This window comes from Enterococcus sp. DIV1094 (genome assembly GCF_017316305.2).
GTDB classification, from domain to species: Bacteria; Bacillota; Bacilli; order Lactobacillales; family Enterococcaceae; genus Enterococcus_B; species Enterococcus_B mangumiae.
The window spans coordinates 805,628-827,500 of the sequence record NZ_CP147250.1 but is presented as its reverse complement, the minus strand read 5'-3'; the positions used below and the strand labels follow the sequence as shown (position 1 = coordinate 827,500).

At 38.1% G+C, this 21,873-nt stretch carries 22 protein-coding genes; 16 read left to right on the top strand and 6 right to left on the bottom strand.

Features of this window, described 5'->3' with window-relative positions:
- Window positions 1–84: 84 nt before the first annotated feature.
- From DOK79_RS04040 to DOK79_RS04030, 3 genes are read left to right on the top strand one after another with little or no spacing between them, the layout of a single operon-like run.
- On the top strand, window positions 85–1,299 hold the full coding sequence (locus DOK79_RS04040; protein ID WP_206859349.1) for a metallophosphoesterase: 1,215 nt from the start codon (window positions 85–87) through the stop codon (window positions 1,297–1,299).
- Complete coding sequence (locus DOK79_RS04035) at window positions 1,296–4,019, top strand: ATP-binding protein (protein WP_206859350.1); 2,724 nt, start codon at window positions 1,296–1,298, stop codon at window positions 4,017–4,019. The genes DOK79_RS04040 and DOK79_RS04035 overlap by 4 nt, the downstream gene beginning before the upstream one ends.
- Window positions 4,003–4,947 (top strand): HD domain-containing protein, encoded by a 945-nt coding sequence (locus tag DOK79_RS04030; RefSeq protein ID WP_206859351.1) that lies wholly within the window; start codon window positions 4,003–4,005, stop codon window positions 4,945–4,947. Before DOK79_RS04035 ends, DOK79_RS04030 begins: the two co-directional genes overlap by 17 nt.
- 205 nt (window positions 4,948–5,152) lie before the next feature.
- Here the strand turns inward: DOK79_RS04030 and DOK79_RS04025 are convergent, their stop codons facing one another.
- The 3 genes from DOK79_RS04025 to DOK79_RS04015 form a co-directional block, all read right to left on the bottom strand.
- Window positions 5,153–6,181 carry a peptidylprolyl isomerase gene (locus DOK79_RS04025; RefSeq protein WP_206859359.1) on the bottom strand — a complete coding sequence of 343 codons (1,029 nt, stop codon included), beginning with the start codon at window positions 6,179–6,181 and terminating at the stop codon, window positions 5,153–5,155.
- 181 nt (window positions 6,182–6,362) lie between these two features.
- Entirely contained in the window at window positions 6,363–6,710 is a 348-nt protein-coding gene (locus DOK79_RS04020; protein WP_206859361.1) for a YtxH domain-containing protein, read from the bottom strand.
- Window positions 6,703–7,137, bottom strand: a complete 435-nt coding sequence (locus DOK79_RS04015; RefSeq protein WP_206859364.1) for an HIT domain-containing protein — start codon at window positions 7,135–7,137, stop codon at window positions 6,703–6,705. Before DOK79_RS04015 ends, DOK79_RS04020 begins: the two co-directional genes overlap by 8 nt.
- Window positions 7,138–7,273: 136 nt before the next feature.
- Between DOK79_RS04015 and DOK79_RS04010 the strand changes: the two genes are divergently transcribed.
- From DOK79_RS04010 to trmB, 4 genes are all read left to right on the top strand, one after another.
- Window positions 7,274–8,011 carry an ABC transporter ATP-binding protein gene (locus DOK79_RS04010; RefSeq protein WP_206859367.1) on the top strand — a complete coding sequence of 246 codons (738 nt, stop codon included), beginning with the start codon at window positions 7,274–7,276 and terminating at the stop codon, window positions 8,009–8,011.
- A complete protein-coding gene (locus DOK79_RS04005; protein ID WP_206859369.1) occupies window positions 8,004–9,215 on the top strand; it encodes an ABC transporter permease in 1,212 nt (403 codons plus the stop codon). The genes DOK79_RS04010 and DOK79_RS04005 overlap by 8 nt, the downstream gene beginning before the upstream one ends.
- Before the next feature lie 298 nt (window positions 9,216–9,513).
- Window positions 9,514–10,293 carry a phosphotransferase family protein gene (locus DOK79_RS04000; protein ID WP_066025820.1) on the top strand — a complete coding sequence of 260 codons (780 nt, stop codon included), beginning with the start codon at window positions 9,514–9,516 and terminating at the stop codon, window positions 10,291–10,293.
- A 114-nt stretch (window positions 10,294–10,407) separates the two neighbouring features.
- Entirely contained in the window at window positions 10,408–11,058 is a 651-nt protein-coding gene (gene trmB / locus DOK79_RS03995; protein WP_104776326.1) for a tRNA (guanosine(46)-N7)-methyltransferase TrmB, read from the top strand.
- A 57-nt stretch (window positions 11,059–11,115) separates the two neighbouring features.
- Here trmB and ade read toward each other — a convergent pair whose 3' ends face one another.
- Window positions 11,116–12,855 carry an adenine deaminase gene (ade, locus tag DOK79_RS03990; protein ID WP_206859371.1) on the bottom strand — a complete coding sequence of 580 codons (1,740 nt, stop codon included), beginning with the start codon at window positions 12,853–12,855 and terminating at the stop codon, window positions 11,116–11,118.
- Window positions 12,856–12,984: 129 nt separating this feature from the next.
- On the opposite strand from ade, the gene comGA reads away from it, so the two are divergent.
- The 9 genes from comGA to DOK79_RS03945 all read left to right on the top strand — a co-directional run bounded on the left by comGA (window position 12,985) and on the right by DOK79_RS03945 (window position 19,054).
- Window positions 12,985–13,908 (top strand): competence type IV pilus ATPase ComGA, encoded by a 924-nt coding sequence (comGA, locus tag DOK79_RS03985; protein ID WP_206859378.1) that lies wholly within the window; start codon window positions 12,985–12,987, stop codon window positions 13,906–13,908.
- Window positions 13,865–14,914: a competence type IV pilus assembly protein ComGB gene (gene comGB / locus DOK79_RS03980; protein WP_206859381.1), complete on the top strand. Its 1,050-nt coding sequence runs from the start codon at window positions 13,865–13,867 to the stop codon at window positions 14,912–14,914. The genes comGA and comGB overlap by 44 nt, the downstream gene beginning before the upstream one ends.
- Window positions 14,911–15,192, top strand: coding sequence for a competence type IV pilus major pilin ComGC (gene comGC, locus DOK79_RS03975; RefSeq protein WP_206859383.1), 282 nt, complete (start codon window positions 14,911–14,913; stop codon window positions 15,190–15,192). The genes comGB and comGC overlap by 4 nt, the downstream gene beginning before the upstream one ends.
- Complete coding sequence (gene comGD / locus DOK79_RS03970) at window positions 15,173–15,640, top strand: competence type IV pilus minor pilin ComGD (protein WP_206859384.1); 468 nt, start codon at window positions 15,173–15,175, stop codon at window positions 15,638–15,640. The genes comGC and comGD overlap by 20 nt, the downstream gene beginning before the upstream one ends.
- 7 nt (window positions 15,641–15,647) lie before the next feature.
- Window positions 15,648–15,932, top strand: coding sequence for a hypothetical protein (locus tag DOK79_RS03965; RefSeq protein WP_242542628.1), 285 nt, complete (start codon window positions 15,648–15,650; stop codon window positions 15,930–15,932).
- A 16-nt stretch (window positions 15,933–15,948) separates the two neighbouring features.
- Complete coding sequence (gene comGF, locus DOK79_RS03960) at window positions 15,949–16,341, top strand: competence type IV pilus minor pilin ComGF (protein WP_206859386.1); 393 nt, start codon at window positions 15,949–15,951, stop codon at window positions 16,339–16,341.
- A complete protein-coding gene (gene comGG, locus DOK79_RS03955) occupies window positions 16,313–16,669 on the top strand; it encodes a competence type IV pilus minor pilin ComGG (protein ID WP_206859388.1) in 357 nt (118 codons plus the stop codon). Before comGF ends, comGG begins: the two co-directional genes overlap by 29 nt.
- 171 nt (window positions 16,670–16,840) lie before the next feature.
- On the top strand, window positions 16,841–17,848 hold the full coding sequence (locus tag DOK79_RS03950; RefSeq protein WP_206859390.1) for a class I SAM-dependent methyltransferase: 1,008 nt from the start codon (window positions 16,841–16,843) through the stop codon (window positions 17,846–17,848).
- Between the two features lie 24 nt (window positions 17,849–17,872).
- Window positions 17,873–19,054 (top strand): acetate/propionate family kinase, encoded by a 1,182-nt coding sequence (locus DOK79_RS03945; protein ID WP_206859398.1) that lies wholly within the window; start codon window positions 17,873–17,875, stop codon window positions 19,052–19,054.
- 130 nt (window positions 19,055–19,184) lie between these two features.
- Here DOK79_RS03945 and DOK79_RS03940 read toward each other — a convergent pair whose 3' ends face one another.
- Both DOK79_RS03940 and DOK79_RS03935 read right to left on the bottom strand, forming a co-directional pair.
- Window positions 19,185–20,621 carry an IS1182 family transposase gene (locus DOK79_RS03940; protein WP_206853763.1) on the bottom strand — a complete coding sequence of 479 codons (1,437 nt, stop codon included), beginning with the start codon at window positions 20,619–20,621 and terminating at the stop codon, window positions 19,185–19,187.
- A 256-nt stretch (window positions 20,622–20,877) separates the two neighbouring features.
- Window positions 20,878–21,861: a LacI family DNA-binding transcriptional regulator gene (locus tag DOK79_RS03935; RefSeq protein WP_206856305.1), complete on the bottom strand. Its 984-nt coding sequence runs from the start codon at window positions 21,859–21,861 to the stop codon at window positions 20,878–20,880.
- Window positions 21,862–21,873 lie beyond the last annotated feature (12 nt).

Here is a 21,873-nt window from a genome sequence, read left to right as displayed (position 1 = left end):
GCCAACAGATGTCGTTCTGTTTTAGTAAAGCAATATAGTCAAATCTGTATTTTATTAATTTATACATTGGGAGGAAGTAACAGAATGGTCAAATTTATTCATGCGGCAGATTTGCACATGGATCGTTCGTTTGAAGGATTAGTTGGAATCGATGAAAAAGTTCAAAAAAAATTACTACGGGCCAATTTGACCGTACTTGAAAACATTGTGGAACAAGCAATCCAACATCAAGTTGATTTTGTATTACTTGTAGGAGATAGCTTTCATCAACATCGTCCTTCATTAAAGATCCAAAAGCATTTTTCAGAACAAATCAAGCGCTTAGCAGAACAGAATATCCCGGTTTTTTTAACATTCGGGAATCATGATTTTTACCAAAAAGAGCGGTATTGGTTTGAATTTCCTGAAAATCTTTCTTTATTTACCTCAGAAAGTGTCGAGACACAACAAATGACGACAAATGCTGGTGAAACTGTGGCACTTAGCGGTTTCAGTTATACAAAACAGTGGATCACTGAGGAAAAAGTCCAAGAATTTCCAGCACGTTTTTCTGTTGATTACCATATTGGACTCTATCATGGTGAAATTGGAACTATTCAAGGAAATTATGCGCCATTTCAACCTACACAAATGGAAGCAAAAGGCTATGATTATTGGGCGCTAGGGCATATCCACGTGCCCACTAAATTGAATGAAAAAGGAACGATTCTATATCCTGGTGCTCCACAGGGGCATACTAAAAAAGAAGAATCATCTACTTCAGTCGTTCTAGTTGAACTTCATGGAGCGACTTGTCAAACGACTCCTTTAAAGGTTGCGGAAGTTTATTGGGAACGCAAGCAACTTTCTCTCAAAGAAGTGAGAGAAACGACGGATGTATTGAAGAAAATCCAACAAGAATTGATCGAACCAAGTACTATGACGCTTGTTGAAATTGAATTTATTGATTTTGAACATTTAAGCGAAGAGATATTGGAACGTATTCACTCTGGAGAATTATTAGATTATTTGAAAGAAGAAATGAACCGAAAATTTTTGAATTTGGTTATTTGGCGTATATCTACTTTAGAAAGAGAAAATGATGCAAAAATTTCTTTATCCGCATCGTCGCTGATGTTTGACCAATTATTTGAAAATTACCAAGCGAGAGAAGACTTTCAGCATATACTCCAAGAAGCCTATACAAATCAAGAGGCAGTGAAAGTGTTGAATCTACTACCGGATTTTCAAGAATCTACGTTACAAAAGGCCCAAGAAATCATTCGCCAAGACTTTTTGTTCGAGGGGGATACTGAATGAACATATTAAAGATCGAAATAGCAGCTTTTGGAAAATGGCGACAACAAACTTTTGATTTTAGCTCTGGCAATCAGTTGATTTATGGTGAGAACGAAGCGGGAAAATCGACGATCTATCAATTTATCCAAGCAATTCTTTTTGGCTTTCCTTCTAAAGGAAAGAAAAAGAAAGACTATACACCTAGAGATGGCTCTGCATATGGTGGGAAAATATGGTTGGAACATCCTATCCATGGAGAAATCTATGTTGAAAGGTATAAGCAACAGAATCGAGGGAAAGCGAAGGTCACGTTCAATGGTCAAAGTGGGAGCGATGAACTCTTGGAAAAACTACTATCACCTTTGACAAAGGAGTTGTTCAAACAGGTTTTTACGTTTCAACAAGAGCAACTAAGTGAACTCGCCCACTTAACAGAAAAAGAATTGCATGATGCGCTGATCTCATTAGGAATCACTGGAAGTTCACATGTCTTTCAAAAAAGACAAGAATATTATCAATCAGCAGATAAGCTGTTTAAGCGAAAAGGGCAAAAATTAGTGATCAATCAGCGTCTGAATGAATGGAAATACCTCCAAGAAAAGATTCGGCAGAAGCAAGAGCAAGAGGCGATCTATAGTGAATGGATCATGGAAGAGCAACGGCTGGCAGAACAACAACAGCTCTTATTGCATGAAATCGAACAAGTTGATCAAAAACTTACCTTATATCATCAACAAGAATTGAATTTTTCTTTATATGAAGAATGGCAATCACTGAAAAATAGTATGCTGGCAGAAGTACCAGATGAATCATTGATACAAGACTTAGAAGTATTTACCAAGCGTTATCAACAAATGAATGAACGTCTGGAGGAACTCGAGGCTTCCTTAGAACGACATAGTGGAATGGATCAGCAATCTGCACGCTATTATTTCTACTTAGAGCAAGAACAAGAACTAAAAGCACTCCAACAAAAGCAATTTTCCACTGAGCAATTAATGAGTGAATGGCAAAGACTGCAAGTAGAAACGAGAGAAACCGAGTCTGAATTGAAAGTCTTAGAACAGCGTTGGCGTTGGGATCGATTGCAACGACCACAAGAATTTCTTGAAGATGAAGAGTGGCGATCTTTGTATACGATGTCGCAACAATTAAACGATCAATACAATCAGTTAGCGATTCGTTTTGATATTGTGAAGGAACAGCAGCAAACGCTAGAAGCAGAGATCAATGACTTAGAAGTTGCCCACCCGCTGTTGATTCAAGCAAGACCAATTCAAGAAAAACCAGAAAAGCAGTCCTTTTTGAAATTTTATCTTGGTGCTGTAGTGCTAGCTGTAGTGGGCTTATTCTTACCTATGCCATGGAAAATCTTAGGGCCGTTGCTTGCTTTAGGAGTGGTTGGCTATCCATTGACTCGTAAAAACGCGAAGACAACGACTGATCAAGGATTACCAGAAATCAAAGGGAAATGGCAAGAGAAACTAGGACAACTGGATATCGTATTGGCACAATTAGAAGAAATCAATCAAACGATCAATGAGAACAAACGTAAGCGACAAAACTTGGCACAAGCAGTTGCTGATTTTGCGTATACTCATTCATTAGGGTCGATGAATACGGTTGAAACGATGAAAAATGATGGCCAAGAAGTAACAGATTACCAAAAACTTTTTGCTGTTTTTCAAAAGAAACAAGAACGGGAACGAGAAATCCAAGAACAGCTCTTACAGATAGAAGGGGCATTTGACCTAGCAAAAGAGTGGTTACCACTCCAACATCAATCACTTTCTGAAAAAATGGATCTGTTAGCAACGTTTATCCAAGAAATGGAACAAATGAAGTATGCTAGAAGCTATCAACAAAATACTTTATTGAAACAAGAAATCAACGCCCTGAAAAAGAAACAAAAAATGTGGTTGGAAGAACACAAGGAGCAGTTTATTGCGGCGAACCTTTCTTATCCGTCAGAAGTACCGATCTTTTTACAAAAAGCGGAAAAAACGAAACAACAACAAGCCCGTTTTGAAGAACTGAATCAGATCCTTTCACCAATATTTAAACACACGATAACTTACGGACAGTTACAAACTCAGCTTGCTCGTGAATCCGAACGTTTACAAGAACTAAAACGAGAAGAAAGTACGAAGAGTGAACAACGCCAACGATTGCAGCTGCAAATCGAGGGTCTACAACAAGATGGAACATTAGATGAGTTGTACCAGCAAGAGAGTTTGCAAAAAGCGCAACTACAAGCCTTGTTTGAGGAGTGGGGAGGCTTGGTGATTGCGGGGACATTTTTAGGTGATCTTTCAACGGAATTAAGTGAGAGACAGCTACCTCAGTTACTTAAATTAGCTGGTGATTATCTCAGTGTCCTTACTGACAGACAATACCAAGAAATAAGCTTGAAAAATGATACATTGACGCTAATGAATGGTACGGATGAGTTTCCGATCTATGAACTCTCAACAGGAACAAAGGACCAGATGATCATGGCGATGCGGTTTGCTTATCTTGCTTTGGAAGCCAAACGAGCGATTTGTCCAGTGATCATTGATGATGGTTGGCTACACTACGATCATAAGAGAAAATATCGTTTAGCTAAATTATTAGCTGAATTTAGTAAAACCTATCAAGTAATCTGCTTGTCTTCTGACCAAGAAATGGTAAGCTATTATCATGAGCTAGAACAATCTGTGAGAAAGTTAGAAGGTGCAAATAGTGAAAAAAATACGTGAATTAGTCGTTGATGAACAATTCGAGCAATTTGTTTTGATCAAAAATGCAGATGTCAGAATCGCTAAAAATGGCAAGAAATTTATCGCTTTTACGTTTCAAGATACATCAGGAACGATCGATGGTAAATATTGGGATGCGTCAGAAGATGAAATCAAAAAATTTACGCCGGGAACAGTCGTCTTTTTAAATGGTAAACGAGAGGTCTATCAAGGGAATCCTCAAGTAAAGATCTTGCACATGCGTTTAACGAGAGTCGATGAACCAAGTGATCCAAGTTTGTACATGGAACGAGCGCCATTGAAAAAAGAAGAAATGGAAGAAGAAATCAATCAATTGTTATTTGAAATCACAAATGCACATTGGAATCGTATCGTGCGTTACTTATTAAACAAATATCAAAAACAATTTTTTGAATATCCCGCAGCGAAACGAAATCATCACGCCTTTGCTAGTGGCTTAGCATTCCATACCGTATCAATGTTGCATTTAGGTAAAGCAATCGCAGATGAATATCCTGAGTTGAATCGACCGTTACTTTATGCAGGGATCATCCTACACGATTTAGGGAAAGTGATTGAATTATCTGGTTCAATGGCAACAGAATACACGTTAGCCGGTAATTTAGTAGGACATTTAGTTTTAGTGGATGAAGAAATCACGAAGGCTTGTTTAGCATTGAAAATCAGCGAAGATGAAGAGGATGTACTGATTTTGCGTCATATGGTGCTATCACATCATGGGTTACTTGAATATGGTTCACCCGTTCGTCCTAGGATCATGGAAGCTGAAGTTTTACATCAAATCGACACGATCGATGCTTCGATGCAAATGATGACTACTGCGATTCGTCAAACAGAGCCAGGAAAGTATACGGATCGGATATTTGGCTTAGATAATCGTAGTTTTTATGTACCAAAACAAAAATGATGAATATGATTTAAAAGATATGTATCAATTAATTGATAGCATATCATTGGTTTTAAAGATGTTGGCAAATATTGCCGACATCTTTTTTTAAATGTCCACTATCCTTTAGTAAAAAAGCTAATAGAAACAAAAAAGTGGCTAGGAAGAGTTTCTTCCTAACCACTTTTTGAATACTTTCTCAAGTAATCATTGTTTGATACATCGATTATTCGTTTGTAGATTCAGTTGTGCTTTGCTCTGTTTCTGATGCTTCAGTAGAATCAGTAGATTTTGTTTCAGAAGTCTTTGTTTCAGAGCTTTCTGTTGCTGAGTCTTCAGTTGAAGTTGTATTTGTTGTAGCTGTAGTAAATGGTGTCAAGATGTTTTGGAATGCGTCATCTTTGATTTTCACATTTGCTTCTTTTAGTTCTTCACCGATTACTTTTGTTGTAAATTCACTGTCATTTACTTTTGCTTGAGTCGCAATTTCTTCTAATTGATCTTTGAATTTATCCATGTCGTTACCTTTATCTTGGTTTTTGACCATTTTCACGACATAGTATTCTGTAGCATAAGTAGAAGTGTTTGTTGCAGTGATCACATCTGAGATCTCACCGTCTTTAAGTTTGAAAGCAGCTTCTTTGACTTCTGCTGGAACAGTTTGTGTTTCTGAATCAAACTTGATGTTCCCACCATCGTCTTTTGTTGTATCAGTTGATTTTTCTTTTGCTAGCTCTTCGAAATCTTTGCCGTCGTCAGCTGATTTCTTCACTTCTTTTGCTTCGTCTTCACTAGCAACTTTGATGATTTGTGCTTCTACTTCTGGATGGAATGTTTCCCAAGTTTTCTTCAAGTCTTCGTCTGTCAATTTTACGTGAGATTCAATCCCTGCTTTGAAGACAAGGTTGTTGCGAAGGAAGTCTTTGTAGCTTTCTTCAGTAAAACCAGCTGCTTCTAATTGTGACTCGAAGCTATCGCCGTAAGTTTCTTTCGTTTTATCGAATTCAGCATCTACTTCTTTATCAGATACTTTATCGCTGTATTTACTGTTAAATACATCATAGATGACCATTTGTTGAAGTAATTGTTGGTTTGCTGATTCAGATTTTGCTTTCTCATAAAAATCAGCGACGGTGATCGTACCGCCTTTCATGGTTACGATATCCTTATTTGTATCCCCGCCACCAGAACAAGCTGCTAGTGTTAGAATAGCTAACGCACTTGTCGCAGCTAAAATTATTTTTTTCTTTTTCATTTAAAATTTGCACTCCTGTAATTTATTATTGGTTTTCACAAATATAACTATACCATAACTACCGGTGAATAAAAACGTTCTGCCCGATAGTTTCAAACAAAATTCAAATTTTTGTCACATTCCAATCATCTTGATACATAAAAAAGACATATACATAACAAAAGTGCTTGGTTTTTGCTCATTATTGCACGTCTGTCAAGGATTCAGGGAAATGCGAAGACAGTTTTTCTGCTTGCTCTTGAATCTGCATAACTCGTGGCTCAGCTTGAAATTTAAAATTTTCAATGTCTTTTTCAATCGATTCTTGAAAAGTTGGAATAACGGTTTCAGCTGTTCTTTTTGTTTCGGATAACGCTTGTTTAAAATGATTCAAACTGTTATTTAATTCGTTGGTCAATTCCGTTGCTTCATCTAATTCTTCAATCAATTTTTCTCTTGTTTCATTTCCACTCCGCGGGGCAAATAATAATCCAGCTGCGGCACCGGTAACGGCACCGAAAGCTAGTCCTTTTAGAAAATTTTTAACCATGCTTCATCACCTGCTCTTTGATTTGCTCTTGGATGGCAGTCATCTCTTCTGCTGTATAATCTGCTTGATGGTTCCCAAAGTGGATGGAGAAATCATCTTGTTTGCTATAGCGCGGAATCAAATGGATATGGGAATGGAAAACGGTCTGATAAGCTAATTCACGATTATTGTTGATAATATTCAACCCCTCCATTTCAGGAAATGCTTTTTCGATCGAACGAGCGATTTTGGGAATGCGAGCAAAAACATCACTCGCCAATTCTTCATTGTATTCAAAGATATCAGTGACGTGTTCTTTAGGAATAATCAACGTGTGACCTTTAGTTGATTGAGAAATATCTAAGAACGCATAGATTTTTTCATCTTCATAGATCTTGTAGCTCGGGATTTCTTGTTTGATGATTTTACAAAATATACAATTGTCCATATTAAAAACACCTTTCTTCCGTTCAAATTTCGTTACCTCAACTTTAACATAAGTTCATGAGAATGTGCGTAAAAAATAATTGGACGTGATTTTCTTCGTGGTATAATGAGAACAGTATATTAACGGAGGAAGAAAGATGAGTTTAAATATTGAACATGTTACAGGTGGTTATGGACATTTACCTGTTTTGAAAGATATCAGTTTTACCGTTCAGCCAGGAGAGATGGTTGGATTGATCGGGTTGAATGGCGCCGGAAAAAGTACAACGATCAAACATATCATTGGTTTGTTGCAACCGACGAAAGGGAAAATCGAAATCAATCAATTAACTCTAAAAAAGGATGTTGAAAGCTATCGTAAGCAAATTGGGTATATTCCTGAAACACCTTCATTATATGAAGAACTTACGTTAAAAGAACACATCGAAGTGACGGCTATGGCCTATGATATTCCAATGGATGTTGCGATGAAACGGGCAGACAAGTTGTTACAGACATTTCGTTTGTCCAACCGTTTAGAGTGGTTTCCTGCCAATTTTTCAAAAGGGATGAAACAAAAAGTCATGATTCTGTGTGCTTTTTTGATTGAGCCATCATTGTATATCATTGACGAACCGTTTCTCGGTCTGGATCCACTGGCAATCAATGCGTTGCTGGAATTGATGGTTGAAATGAAAAATGAAGGATCAGGTATTTTGATGTCTACGCATATTTTAGCAACTGCTGAAAAATATTGTGATCGTTTTGTCGTTCTCCATGAAGGAGAAATCCGAGCAGATGGCACGTTGGCAGAGTTACAAGTTGCTTTTCAGATGCCAGAAGCGTCACTAGATGAAATCTACATCGCGCTGACGAAGGAGCAAGGTTATGAGTGAATTTTTTCAAAAAAGACTAGCAAAACATCATAAAAAAATGATGAAATACTTACGCTATGTGTTCAACGATCATTTTGTATTGGTCTGTTTGTTTTTGATTGGGGGATTAGGGCTTTATTATTCTAACTGGTTAAAAACACTTCATGCACCTTTTTCAATTGGAGGGGTCATCGTTTCAGTGATCTGGTTGCTTTGCTTATTCGTTGGAAAAATTGCGACTTTTGCGGAGCCTGCGGATCTCGTTTTTCTTTTACCAAAGGAAAACGAGATGAGAGGATATTTGCAACGAGCATTTCGCTATTCTTGTATTTTTCCGCTGGTTTTTCTAGGGCTTGTAGGCGGATTTGCGATGCCGTTGGTCGTTGTTTCGACGCAACAACCTTTTTCAATGTTTTTTGTGTATCTACTTATATTATGGAGTTTGAAGTCTAGTCATTTACAAGTGAAACGTGCTGATTTTTATCGTTTGGAAGAAATACGAAAAAATCTGTTCAAACATGGTTGGTGGCTATCGTCTTTCGCTATCTTACTGCTCTCTTTTTATGGGAATATCTGGGCGGGATTAGTTCTTTCAAGCGTGCAAGCGGTCGTTTATTATATGTTCTTGTGGAAAAATATGTCCGCCCATTTGGACTGGGAAAAAATGATCCAGTTAGAAAAACAACGGTTGCACCAAATCTATCAATTCATCAACTTGTTTACAGATGTGCCGGAGATCACTGCGAAAGTCAAAAGACGTCGCTATCTTGACCCTGTGTTACAAGGAATCAAAAAAGAAACAAAAAACACATACCTTTATTTGTTTGCTAGACGTTTTGCCAGAGGGTCAGACTTTATCGGCTTATATATGCGTTTGACAGTGATCGGTTCGATCATTATCGCAGGAATCAACGATCTATACTTTACTTTAGGTATTGGTTCACTCTTTCTGTATTTGATCGGGTTTCAGTTATTACCTTTATACAGTCAATTTCGCTATATGATCTTGGTCCAATTGTATCCTATTCAGGAAAGTCAAAAACAAGGAGCAATCCAACGTCTCTTGACATGGCTTTTGGCTTTTGTTGCTTTATTATTCGGTTTGATTGCTGCGGTTGTCCTTGAAGGAAACGAAAGATGGCTGCCAATCTTGGTCTATCTTGTTGTCACTGGACTCTTAATCAAATGGTACGTGCCAACTCGTTTAAAGAAACTTGCGGAGTAGTAGTTGAAAAATAAGCTGAAAAACTTCATTTTTTTATAATGAATGTATATGTCATGTAGGAAAGTCCGAAATCACTTTATGTTTTTTCGAACTTTCCTCTTTTTTGATCCTGTAAAAATCGTGTGTAATTTATCTAAAGTACGAGAATAAATCGCCCGACACTTTTTTATTTTGATAAAAGTTGGTTTTTTAGAGAGTAAAACATGGAAAAAGAACGTATATGTGCTTGACGTTCAAGACTTGGGCGACTAGAATAATAGGTACTGCAAACATATAGTAGAGGACGGGAGAATGCGCGATGGAGTTTCAGTTAGACCAAGAGTGGCGGTTACGCCCCATCAAAGGTGACACAGGAAAAACATACATAGGCATGCGTGATAAAGACAAAGTTTTTATCAAGAGAAACACAACGCCAATGCTCGCTGCACTCTCTCGTGAAGGCATTACGCCGAAATTAGTGTGGACAAAGCGAACAGGGGATGGCGATACGTTGACCGCACAAGAGTGGCTAGAAGGCCGCTTGTTGACGCCTAATGAGATCGGTCAAAGAAATGATGTCATAGATGTGCTGTATCATTTACATCATTCGACGTCTTTAAAAACGATGCTTTCTCGGATCGGTGGTAGGGTATTGACACCTCAGAAAATGCTTCAATATTATGAACAAGATTTACCCGATAGCTTAAAAAATAATCAATTTTTGCAACTTGTTTATCGCTATTTATGCCAACAAGTCCCTTCTGTGGACAAAGAGAAACTAGCAGTCGTCCATGGCGATGTCAATCATCGGAATTGGTTAGTCTGTAAAAATTATTTATATCTAGTTGATTGGGATTCGATAATGTTCGCTGATCCTGCTGTGGATATTGCGACTATTCTAGGAAATTACGTGCCTTTGTCTAGCTGGAACCAATGGTTGATCAGTTATGGTATCCGACCAACAGATGAGATTTTAGAAAAGTTACATTGGTATGCGGTGATGAATTTATTACAAGAAATCACCCGCTACTGTAAACGTGAAGATTATCGACGAATGAATGAAGAGATTTTACAACTTAAACGTATTTTTAGTGGTTAAGCTCGGATATTCAGTTGATTTTTTTGTTTTTAGGGGCAAGACTCCTAGCAATTTAGGCTAAAATAAGTAGAATTTAAGGAACAATCTTTGATAGGAATAGAGAGGAAGAAAAAGATGCGTGTTCGTAACCGACCAAATGCAGCAGAAATGCTAGCCGCTCATCCAGAGATCGTCATCAGTGAGCCAACAAAATGGCGAGGGAAATGGAAAGAATTGTTTGGCAATGATCAACCAATCCATATTGAGATCGGTATGGGAAAAGGCCAGTTTATTACTGGGATGGCAAAAGCTCATCCAGAAATCAATTATATCGGGATCGAAATGCAAGTGAGTGTCGTTTCCATTGCGTTAGACAAAGTATTGGAAGAACCGCTACCTAATTTGAGATTATTACATGTGGATGGTTCCGCTTTGACTGAGTACTTTTCAGAAAATGAAATCGATCAAATTTATTTGAACTTTTCGGATCCGTGGCCTAAAAAAAGACATGAGAAACGACGGTTGACGTACCGTACATTCTTAGCTGTCGATGAAGAGATCTTAAAACCAAATGGTGAGATCCACTTCAAGACAGATAATCAAGGATTGTTTGAGTATTCATTGGCTAGTTTTTCACAGTACGGCATGCGCCTGAAAAAAGTCTGGCTTGATTTACATCAAAGTGATTTTGAAGACAATATCATGACAGAATATGAAGAGAAGTTCTCTTCTCGAGGACAACGGATCTATCGTGTAGAAGCACAATTTGTAGATAAAAACAAATAGAAAAAAGAAGAGAATGGGAACAACAAGTTCCTCTCTCTTCTTTTTTTGTTCTCATTTTTACTCTTTTTGGTCACAGACGGGAATCAAGTCAAATTTTGAAAAAGAGAAGAGACCCATATCGGTGATCTTCAATTCAGGAATAACTGATAACGTTAGAAATGAAAGTGTCAAGAAAGGATCGAATGCTTGGCTTGCTCCTAGCTTGTGCGCTTGCTCAGTCAAGTTCAGCAATTGTTGATTGACTGTTTCAAAAGGTTCTAGAGACATCAATCCGCCAATCGGTAACGGTAAACAAGCTAATTCGGTTTCCTGATCTACAACGATCATTCCGCCGCCACGTTCGATCAAACGTTCAGCAGCATAACGCATGTCTTCATCATTCGTTCCTACGACGACGATATTATGTGAATCGTGAGCCACCGTAGTAGCTAAGGCACCACTTTTTAATTGAAATCCTTTGACGATGCCAAGCCCGATATTTCCTGTACGATGATGACGCTCAATGACAGCGATTTTTAGTTGATCATCTGCGATGGAAGGGGTGAAAGCACCGTCCTCGACTTGGACTTGCTCCAACAAATCATTTGTCAGCAAGCTATTTGGGATGATCTCAATGACATGAGCAGTTGATGAAGCTAAAGCCAATTTCAAAGAATTTGAATCGAATGGCGCAACTGCCATTTTTGGTAATGCGTCAATAGCAGGCTGATTGTTTGTTTCTGTAGAATCAGGCACCAACTGTCCATCTACCACAACCGTTTCTCCTTGATGGAAAACCGTATTGATCGGCAATTTGTTCAAGTCATCAGTTAAGAAAAAGTCTGCTTGATAGCCTGGCGCAACTGCTCCTAAATGTTGTAAACCAAAACATTCTGCCGCATTCAATGAAGCCATTTGGATTGCTTGTAGTGGGTCCATACCCGCCAAGATTGCTTCGCGGACGATATGATCGATCGAGCCTTCTGCTACTAGATCATTGATCAGTTTGTCATCAGTTACAAATAAACAGCGTCGTGAATTGTCCGGTGTGATCGCAGGTAACAGAGCATGTAGATCTTTTGCTACGGTTCCTTCTCGAACCATCAAATACATACCTAGTGCTAAACGTTCTTTTGCTTCTTCGGCGGTCGTTGCCTCGTGGTCTGTACGTATGCCAGCAGTCAAGTAGACGTTTAGATCGTCCCCATGGATACCAGCAGCGTGGCCATCGATTTTTTTATTGTTTTGGTGCATCAGTTGCAATTTATCGATAATCGTTTGCTCATTTGAAGCGACTGCTTGATAGTTCATCACTTCGGCTAAGCCAAGGACTTCAGGATGCGTAAGAAATGGCGCAAGTGATTTTGCATCTAAGACTGCACCACTAGTTTCAAATGGTGTGACAGGCACACAAGAAGGCAACATGATAAATATATTCATCGGTGTCTCTTTCGCATCTGTCAACATAAATTCAAGACCTAAGCTTCCTGCCACATTTCCGATTTCATGAGGGTCAGTTACTACTGTCGTAACCCCATGTAACAGAGAGATTTTCGCAAACTCTTTTGGCGCTAACAAAGAGCTCTCGATATGCACATGACCATCAATCAAACCAGGAACTAAATACTGTCCTTTTGCATCATAAATGGTCGTACCCTCGTATTCCCCAATACCTACAATCTTTCCGTCACAGACAGCGACATCACCTTCCATGATCGTTTTGGTAAAGACATTGACGATTTTTGCATGTTTGATGACCAAGTCAGCAGGTTGTTTTTTTCCGGCAACTGCAATGTGTTTGTTTAAATGCGAATCCACTCTGAAACCTCCCAAAATAAATTTTTACTAGTATAACATAAATTCGGATTTAACCAACGATTTTCATTAAATTTTGTAAAAATAAACGATTTATTTGAAAAAGACGTATATTTTTTTGGAGGGAAAGAGATGAAGATAAAAGATTTAGCAAACGAGATCATCCATGGAGGGACTAAAAATAAAGTACAAGATATCTATATCTTACCATTTCCAGAAGATTTCAAGGTTTACTTTCGAATAGGTAAAAGCCGAACATTTCAGCGCGCACTTTCTCTTGAAGCTGGCCAGCAATTGATTGCTAGTTTCAAATATCTAGGACAAATGGATATTGGTGAAAAAAGAAAAGCGCAATTAGGCTCACTTACTTATTTATTGGGTCAGCAAAAAATCAGGTTAAGACTCTCATCAGTAGGGGATTATTTACAAAGAGAAAGTTTGGTCATCCGCTTACTTTACGCATTGAGTGAGAAACAATTTCGTTGCTTCATTGCCGAAGACTTGCAAATCATTGAACGCAGTACGATCGATCGGGGGTTGTTTTTGTTTAGTGGGCCGGTCGGTTCGGGGAAAACTTCGCTGATGTATCACCTTGCTCGTAGGAACGAGGAACAAGTGATCACGATCGAAGACCCAGTAGAAATTGAAGAGCCTTTGTTTTTGCAGTTACAAGTGAATGAGAAAATCGATCAGACTTATGATCAGTTGTTAAAACTTGCTTTACGCCATCGCCCTGATTTATTGATCGTTGGTGAAATCAGGGATAAAAAGACAGCAGATGCAGCGATCCGAGCAGCCTTGACAGGACATCGAGTGTTTGCCACCGTTCATGCCCGAGATCTGCATGGAACATTGGCACGAATGAAGGAATTAACGAAAAATGATGCCTTTGACGAATGTTTAGCCGGAGTCATCTATCAAGAGCTATTGTCTGATTTCAATGGACACCCTACAGCATTGTGGTCCTATTATTTCTCTGGTAGTGAAATCAAAAAAGAATGGAGGTCTAGTTATGAAGAGGCGCAAAAGAGTGTCTGGCAATCCCATCCATTTTAAAAAAATGCCTCCTAAGCAACAAGCGCGTTTTATCCAAACCATTGGTGAACTATTGTCAAATGGTTTCAGCTTACAACAAGCACTGGATTTAGTGGATTTGCTTCAGCTAGTGCCACAAGTCTATATCCATTTCGCCAAAAAGAATCTGCAAGCTGGCGAATCCTTTCACTCTGTTTTACAGCAATTGGGGTTTAAACAAGAGCAACTCGTCCAGGTAGAATTGGCAGAAATCCATGGGAATTTGGTGGAGACTTTAAAAGGAATCGCCGAGCAATTTCGACTAGTTGAAACATTCCGTAAAGAACTAAAGAAGGTCATCAGCTATCCACTTCTATTACTTATTTTTTTACTAGGTATCTTTGTCAGTCTACGGGAGTTAGTCTTGCCTCAATTGCTTCAAACTGAGATGGTATCAACGACACATTGGGGGATTTACTTACTTCAATCGAGTCATTGGCTGTTCTTGGGCGTTTTTGGTAGTTGCTTTTTCTTTGGATCAGCGATTTTTTTCCGCTTGAAAAACTGGGAAGCCATCAAACGAAGTGAGTGGATCAGTAAACAATGGGCGATCGGAAGGCTCTATCGCTCTTATCAGTCGGCCTATCTGGCACTAGAAATAGGAAAACTTTTTTATGAAGGACTTGATTTGAAACAAATCATACGTTGCTTAAAGGAAACAAAAGAGGGAAGTTTAGTCCAGTCTTTAGCGTATCAGTTGATGCAAGGACTCGAAGTAGGTATTCCGTTGGCGCAACAATTTGAACAATACTCTTTTTTGACGACAGAATTCAGTCGTATCGTGCTACAAGGGGAAGCAAAAGGAAATTTAGGTAAGGAATTACTGTTTTACAGTGAAATCACACGGAAAGAATTTTTTCAAAAGATCCATCGTTGGTTACATTGGATCCAACCAGTTCTTTTCTTAGGGATCGCTGCATTGATTCTGTTGATTTATGCAGCCATTTTATTACCAGTATATGGAAATATCGAGGAGGTTCTACTATGAAAATCAAAAAAAGAGTGGCTCGCCTAAAAAGTTTTACTCTGATAGAGATGTTGATCGTCTTGTTAGTCATCAGTGCGTTGGTTTTATTATTTATCCCAAATATTTCTCGTTATCGTGACCATGTCAACAAGGAAGGACGTGAAGCAGTCATGCAACTGATCGATGCGCAAAGTGAATTATACGCACTACAAAATGACGGAAAGGTTCCAAGTATTGATGAGCTGTTACGAGAGGGATACATCAAACAGGAACATGCCGATGCATATCGCAAAAACTAAAAAGCACAGCGCTGAAGCGTATACTTTGGTAGAAACAATCACCGTTTTGGTCCTCTCCCTGTCTTTCTTTGTCTTTCCTGTCTTATCTTTCCGCTCTTTAGAACACGAGCAGTCAACCCAACGTTTTTTTGATCAGTTAGAAAAACGGATCGATCTGGCACAACAGAGCGCGATCATCCATCAACAAGCTACCCGTTTTTACTATGACCCGATCCGACACAGTCTTTTATTTGATGTGCCTGCTTACTCGTCCATGGAATGGCAAGTGTTACCGATACCTGAGACGTTGACTGTCGAGCGTCATGCCATGATCACTTACGCTGCAAATACTGGCAATGAAAGTTCATTGAAGGCATATGAATTTTATTGGGTAGAAAAGCAGCAAAGAATCATTTATCAATTCCAATTAGGTGGTGGTCGTTATATCAAAAAAGTCCAATCTAGCTAGCTTTGTATTGCTAGAATCATTAACAGCATTGATGATCACAGCAATGAGTATTTATATTATGAGTTCTGGGAATTTATTTTTGATCCAACAAGAAAAAACAAAGGATCGAGAAATACTTCTGTTACGGACGTTGTATGAAGATGTGAGAAACTATCGTCTGCATGGAGAGTTGCCGAAGAGACCAGTGGAATGGAACCAAGAGACTACAGTAATAAATAGGCAAGATCAGAGAATAAACAAGATCTCAATCAATAATGGAAACGAAGTGATCGAATTTGAACGGAAGAACTAGACTAGCTGGGTTTACGATGATTGAATGTTTGATCGCCTTACTTGTCTTAAATACGATACTTTTATCATTTGGTTTATTTATCCGGCAAACTGAGAAGATGAATACATTCTTACAAAAAGACGAACAAACAGAATGGTTGATTTTCTTAACTCAATTCGAAAATGAACTTGCTTCTAGTCAACGTGTTTCGCTCGTTGGTGATCGCTTGTATTATGAAAACGAGAGAACGTTCATCATTGAAGGCTATCAGCAAATGATCAGAAAACGTGGAACTGCTGGTGGACATCAACCGATGCTGACTGGTGTCGAACGAGTGCGTTTCAAAGAAGAGGATCAAATGATTTCTCTGCATGTCGAATTTATGAATGGAGAAACTAGGTATGGTATTTGGACAAAACCAAAAACATAAGCAATTGAGAGGAAATGTTCTATTTTCGACCTTGGCTCTATTTTTGTTGTGTGTATTCCTCATGCATGGATTCCTCGAAAGTTATCGTCTAAAGATAGACAGCTATGTACGTATCAAAAAATATTATCAAGCAAAAATCATCAAGCAAATGTTTCTGATGGAAGCCGATCAGTTGAAGGAGCAGAGCAAAGGGGAGTATGATTACAATGTAGGTACAGTCCAGTATAAAGTAACACAGGAACAAGTGGAATTAGTGGTAACTGTCTCACCTTTCCAATTTGAATTTAGAGAAAATAGGAGCGCTAGTACAGAAAATACTACAGATTAGGGGATTACAAAGCAGTAATCCCTCTTTTCTATAATACAGCTGTTTTTGCGGTGTTGAATGTTCGCAATTTCACAAAGAAAAAGGATGAAAACGATTGAAATTTTGGCAATTGTTCGTTAGAATTAAACAGGTAAAATAATTGTTATAATATATCTAGAAATGAGGCGCACGATGTTACCAGAAAAAATGGAACAAGGGTTTGAGCAAAACCTGGAAGCTATTCAGCTTTTACAAAATGCATTGGGAACTTCTTTTTTAGAAGCTTATGTTGAAAATGCCGAAAATTTACGAGACAACTATCAAGTACGTGTGGTAGATGGCGTACCAAATGAACAGACAGCTGAACAGATCTCAAAACTTTATCAAAAATTGAGTGAGTTGTCTTTTGAACCGGAAGAATGGCGTCGTTTATCTCAGCTTCTTTTGTTAAAGGGCAGTCAGACGGAACACTTGCAAGCCAACCATCAATTGACACCAGATAGTATTGGTTTCTTGTTTGTTTTCTTGATCGAGCAACTATTCTCGGATCATAAAGAAAAAATCGGTGTCTTAGATATTTCAGCAGGTATGGGCAATTTGTTATTAACAGTTCTTTTAAACCTAAAGATTGCCGGATACCAAACAGAAGGTTTTGGTGTGGATATCGATGATACGCTATTGTCTGTCGCCGCTTCTACAAGTGAGTTGACACAAGCGAATGTTCAGTATTTCCATCAAGATGGGTTACAAGATTTATTGATTGAGCCAGTCGATGTCGCTATCAGTGATCTGCCAGTCGGATTTTACCCGAATGATCAAAAAGCAAAAGACTTTTTGACCAGCGCAACAGAAGGCCATAGTTATGCGCATCATCTGTTACTGGAACAGGCAATGAAATACGTCAAGCCAGATGGATTCGGTTTATTCTTGATGCCAAGCAATTTCTTGGAAACAGAGCAAAGCGACCACATAAAAAAATGGTTTAAAGAAGAAGGCTATCTTCAAGGAATGATCCAATTACCTGATGAATTGTTCCGAAATAAGCAATCGCAAAAAAGTATTTTGATTTTACAGAAAAAAGGAGAACAGGCAAAGCAAGTCAAAGAGGTATTGCTTGTTAAACTTGATTCACTAAAAGAACCAGAGAAGGTGACGAAGTTTTTCAGAGAATTTGAAAACTGGAAATCGTCTTCGTTATAATCATTCACTAAAAAGGAGAGTAACATGTCAAAAACAATTGCAATCAATGCTGGAAGTTCAAGTTTAAAATGGCAATTATATCAAATGCCAGAAGAAACTGTAATCGCTAAGGGAATCGTTGAAAGAATTGGTCTAAATGATTCAATTTTTACAATCAAGTATGGTGAAGGTCAAAAATTTGAACAAATCTTGGATATTGATGATCATGAAATTGCTGTGAAAATGTTATTGGATCAATTGATCGAATTAAATATCTTAGGCGCATACGATGAAATCACAGGTGTTGGACATCGTGTTGTTCATGGTGGAGAAACTTATGGTGACTCTGTAGTCATCGACGAAGAAGTAATGACACGCATCGAAGAATTAGCAGAATTTGCGCCATTGCACAATCCTGCAAACTTGATGGGAATCAAAGCATTCAAGAAAATCTTGCCAGATATCCAAAGTGTAGCTGTCTTTGACACTTCTTTCCATGCGACTATGCCAAAACATAATTATTTATACAGCTTACCAATGGCTTACTACGAAGATTTTAAAGTGAGAAAATATGGTTTCCACGGAACAAGTCATCGCTACGTTTCTGAACGTGCAGCTGATATGTTAGGTAAACCGATCGAAGACTTGAAAATCATCACTTGTCATTTAGGTAATGGCGCTTCGATCACTGCCGTTGACGGTGGAAAATCTGTCGACACATCAATGGGCTTCACGCCATTAGCAGGTGTAACGATGGGTACTCGTTCTGGTGATATCGATCCAGCGATCTTACCTTATCTAATGGAAAAATTATCAATCGATATCAATGAGATGGTTGATATCTTAAACAAAAAATCTGGTCTTTTAGGGTTAACAAATCTATCTAGCGATATGCGTGACCTTGAAAATAACTATGATAAAGAAGAAATCCGTTTAGCCTATGATGTGTTCGTTGACCGTATCCGTAAATATATCGGTGGTTACGTAACAACAATGAACGGTGTCGATGCAATCGTCTTTACTGCTGGTATTGGAGAAAACGACGGTCATGTTCGTAACGAAGTCATCAAAGGTATGACATGGTTTGGCTGTGAAATCGACCCAGAATTGAACAAACTACGTGGCGAAGAGTTAGATATCTCAACAAAAGACTCAAAAGTCAAAGTATTAGTTATCCCAACAGATGAAGAATTAATGATTGCACGTGACGTAGAGCGCTTGCGTTAAGTTGCTTCAAAATAAAGAAGTAATGGATTTTTTCATGTGATTTGGCTAACGGTAAGAAATTAGCCAGATTAACATAAAGGGTTTAAAAAAAGAGTTGGACATTGTCCAGCTCTCAGATTGTAGACAAACCTTATGTAAAAATGAGGTTTGTCTTTTTTATATGTACGATTTTAAGAATAAAAGAGAAATTTCTTTGTTTTTCTAAAGAAAAACACACCTTTCCTGCTCGCCCTTTTTTGATTTTTATTAGTTTTTTCATATTTAGACAGGCAAAAGTAAGCCCAATTTTCATGTGCATTTTTTCTATTCCTATTTGATTCGTATAACGTAATCCATGAAATTCCTTTGCTGTACCAAAAATTCGTTCAATTGTTTCTTTTCTTTTTCTATATAGGTCTTTAAAACTTCTTTGATGACGTATTTCCTCACATCGTTCGATTGCTTTCGCCCAAATATGTCTGGTGATGACTTTTGTATGATTTTTTGAATTTGTACAAGTAGATAGAACAGGACAATTTTTACATTCTTCTGGATTACTTTTGTATTCTAAATATCCTTTTCGATTGGTTGTCGAATAAGAGAGGATCTTATCATTAGGACAGATATAACAATCATAGTATTCATCGTAGGCATAGTCGTTCTTCTTGAAATAGCCCGCTTTCGTCATTGGTCGCTTATAAGGGAAAACAGGGGTCAGATTTTCTTCGAGAAGTAATTGTGCGATTGCTGGCGTTTTATACCCAGCATCCATAATCAATTTATCTAAAGTAAAAGCTCCTTTGAGCTTTTTAAATAAAGAAATAAACGTACGACTATCATGTAAGTTTCCTGGGTGGGTCGTATAACCTAGTATCCAGCCGTTTTTATCACATGCCACTTGTGCGCTATATGCAAAAACTTCTTTATGCTCACCTTTATGAAACCAACCACTTTCGGGATCAGTAGTACTTGTTTTTTTCATGGCCATTTTAGTTCCTGCGTTTGTTTCTTTTAAGGGCTTTTTTAGGCGTTTTTCTCGATCTTTTTCAATTTCTTTTGTCAATTTTTCCGTATAAAAGAAGGCTTGATCCATCACTTCGACGGATTCTTTCTTGTTTCGATTCGCATGTGCTTTAATATGCGTCCCATCAATAAAAATTTCAGAGGTATCAACGATTCCTTCCGTCATACATTGTGCTAAAATCTCATAAAAGATTTGTTCAAACGTAGTGGTTCCTTTGAACCGTCTCGTATAGTTTTTACCAAATGTAGAAAAATGAGGAACTGCATCTTCTAACCCTAACCCCAAAAACCATCGATACGCGTTGTTCACTTCAATTTCTTTGATGGTTTGTCTCATGCTTTTAATACCAAAAAAGTATTGAATCATCGGTAACTTAATCAGAAGAACGGGATCTAAGCTTGGCCGTCCTTGGGTTTCATCATATTTATCTTTTACCAAATCGTAAATAAAAGAAAAATCAATAAACTGATCCATTTGTCGTAATAAATGGTCTTGGGGAACTAAGTCCTCAAGAGCAAAAAAGCCCATCTGTGCACGCTTACTCATATCTTGTTTTGAGAGCATCGGGTTACACCTCCAATTCATAGTTTTATTTTAACGTATAAAAAAAGACAAAGCACTATAAATAAGTACTTTGTCTACAATCTGAGAGTTGGACATTGTCCAGCTCTTTTTTTGTGTGGGTTTTTGTTGGAGTACGTACGTTATAGGTCATTCCTTTTTCCCACATTCTCTAAAATCGTATAAATAGTGTTCCAGAAATAGCTTCTTCGTAAATAAGAGCGAAGTCGAGCAACGTTCGTTCAAATAGCTGATTATCTCATGTCGTGCTGCCTTGGATCAATTTTACTGGTAGTACATAATTGGATTCAAGTGCTTTTTCCGGATCTTGGATACGTTGGAGCAATAAATCGACTAAAATATCAGCAATATCTGTAATTGGTTGTGCGATCGTTGAGAGTTGGGGAAAATAATTTTGGATCATTTTTGTTCCATCGTACCCGATGATTTTTATTTCTTCAGGAATTTTGATGTGTAACTCTTGGCAGAGATTGTAGGCTAAAATAGCGGTTAAATCATCTGTACAAAACAGAGCATCAATTGTTTCCATTTCTAAAACGCGTTTGATTTCTAAATTTTTTAAAGCAGTTGATCGGGCAGTGGAATGAAAATGAAAAACGTGCGGTTCTAATTGAAATTCTTCCATAAATGCCAAATATCCGTTCAGTCGTTGATTGGTAGGCGAATTTGATTCTTGTGAGCCAGTTAGGATGGCAATGTTTCTAGCGCCTTTTAAATAAAGGTTTTCAGTAGCTAAGTACCCACCACGTAAATTGTCACTACTGATAATTGGAATTCCTTCTGCCAAATAGCGGTCGAAGGAGACGATGGGCAGTTCGATATTTTCGTATTCTTGGATCCCCAGATTATGTGCTCCAGCAAGGATACCATCGACTTTATTTGCAGCTAACATATTGAGGTAGTTCCGTTCTTTTTCTTTATTGTTTGCACTATCACATAGTATTGAACGATATCCTAGGTCAAATAGCTTACTTTCTAATTGTTCGACTAATTCACCAAAGAAAGGGTTAGCGACTGTAGGAAAAATCAAGCCAATCAATTGGGTGTTTTTTCCTTGAAGAGAGCGAGCCAACGAATTGGGTTGATAATTCAATTCTTTCATTGCTTGATTCACTTTATCGATTGTTTTTTGGCTCAATGAGCCGTAGTTATTGATGACACGTGATACAGTGGTCGGCGAGACTCCAGCCTTTTTGGCTACATCGGTTAATTTAACAACCATTTAACTTATCCT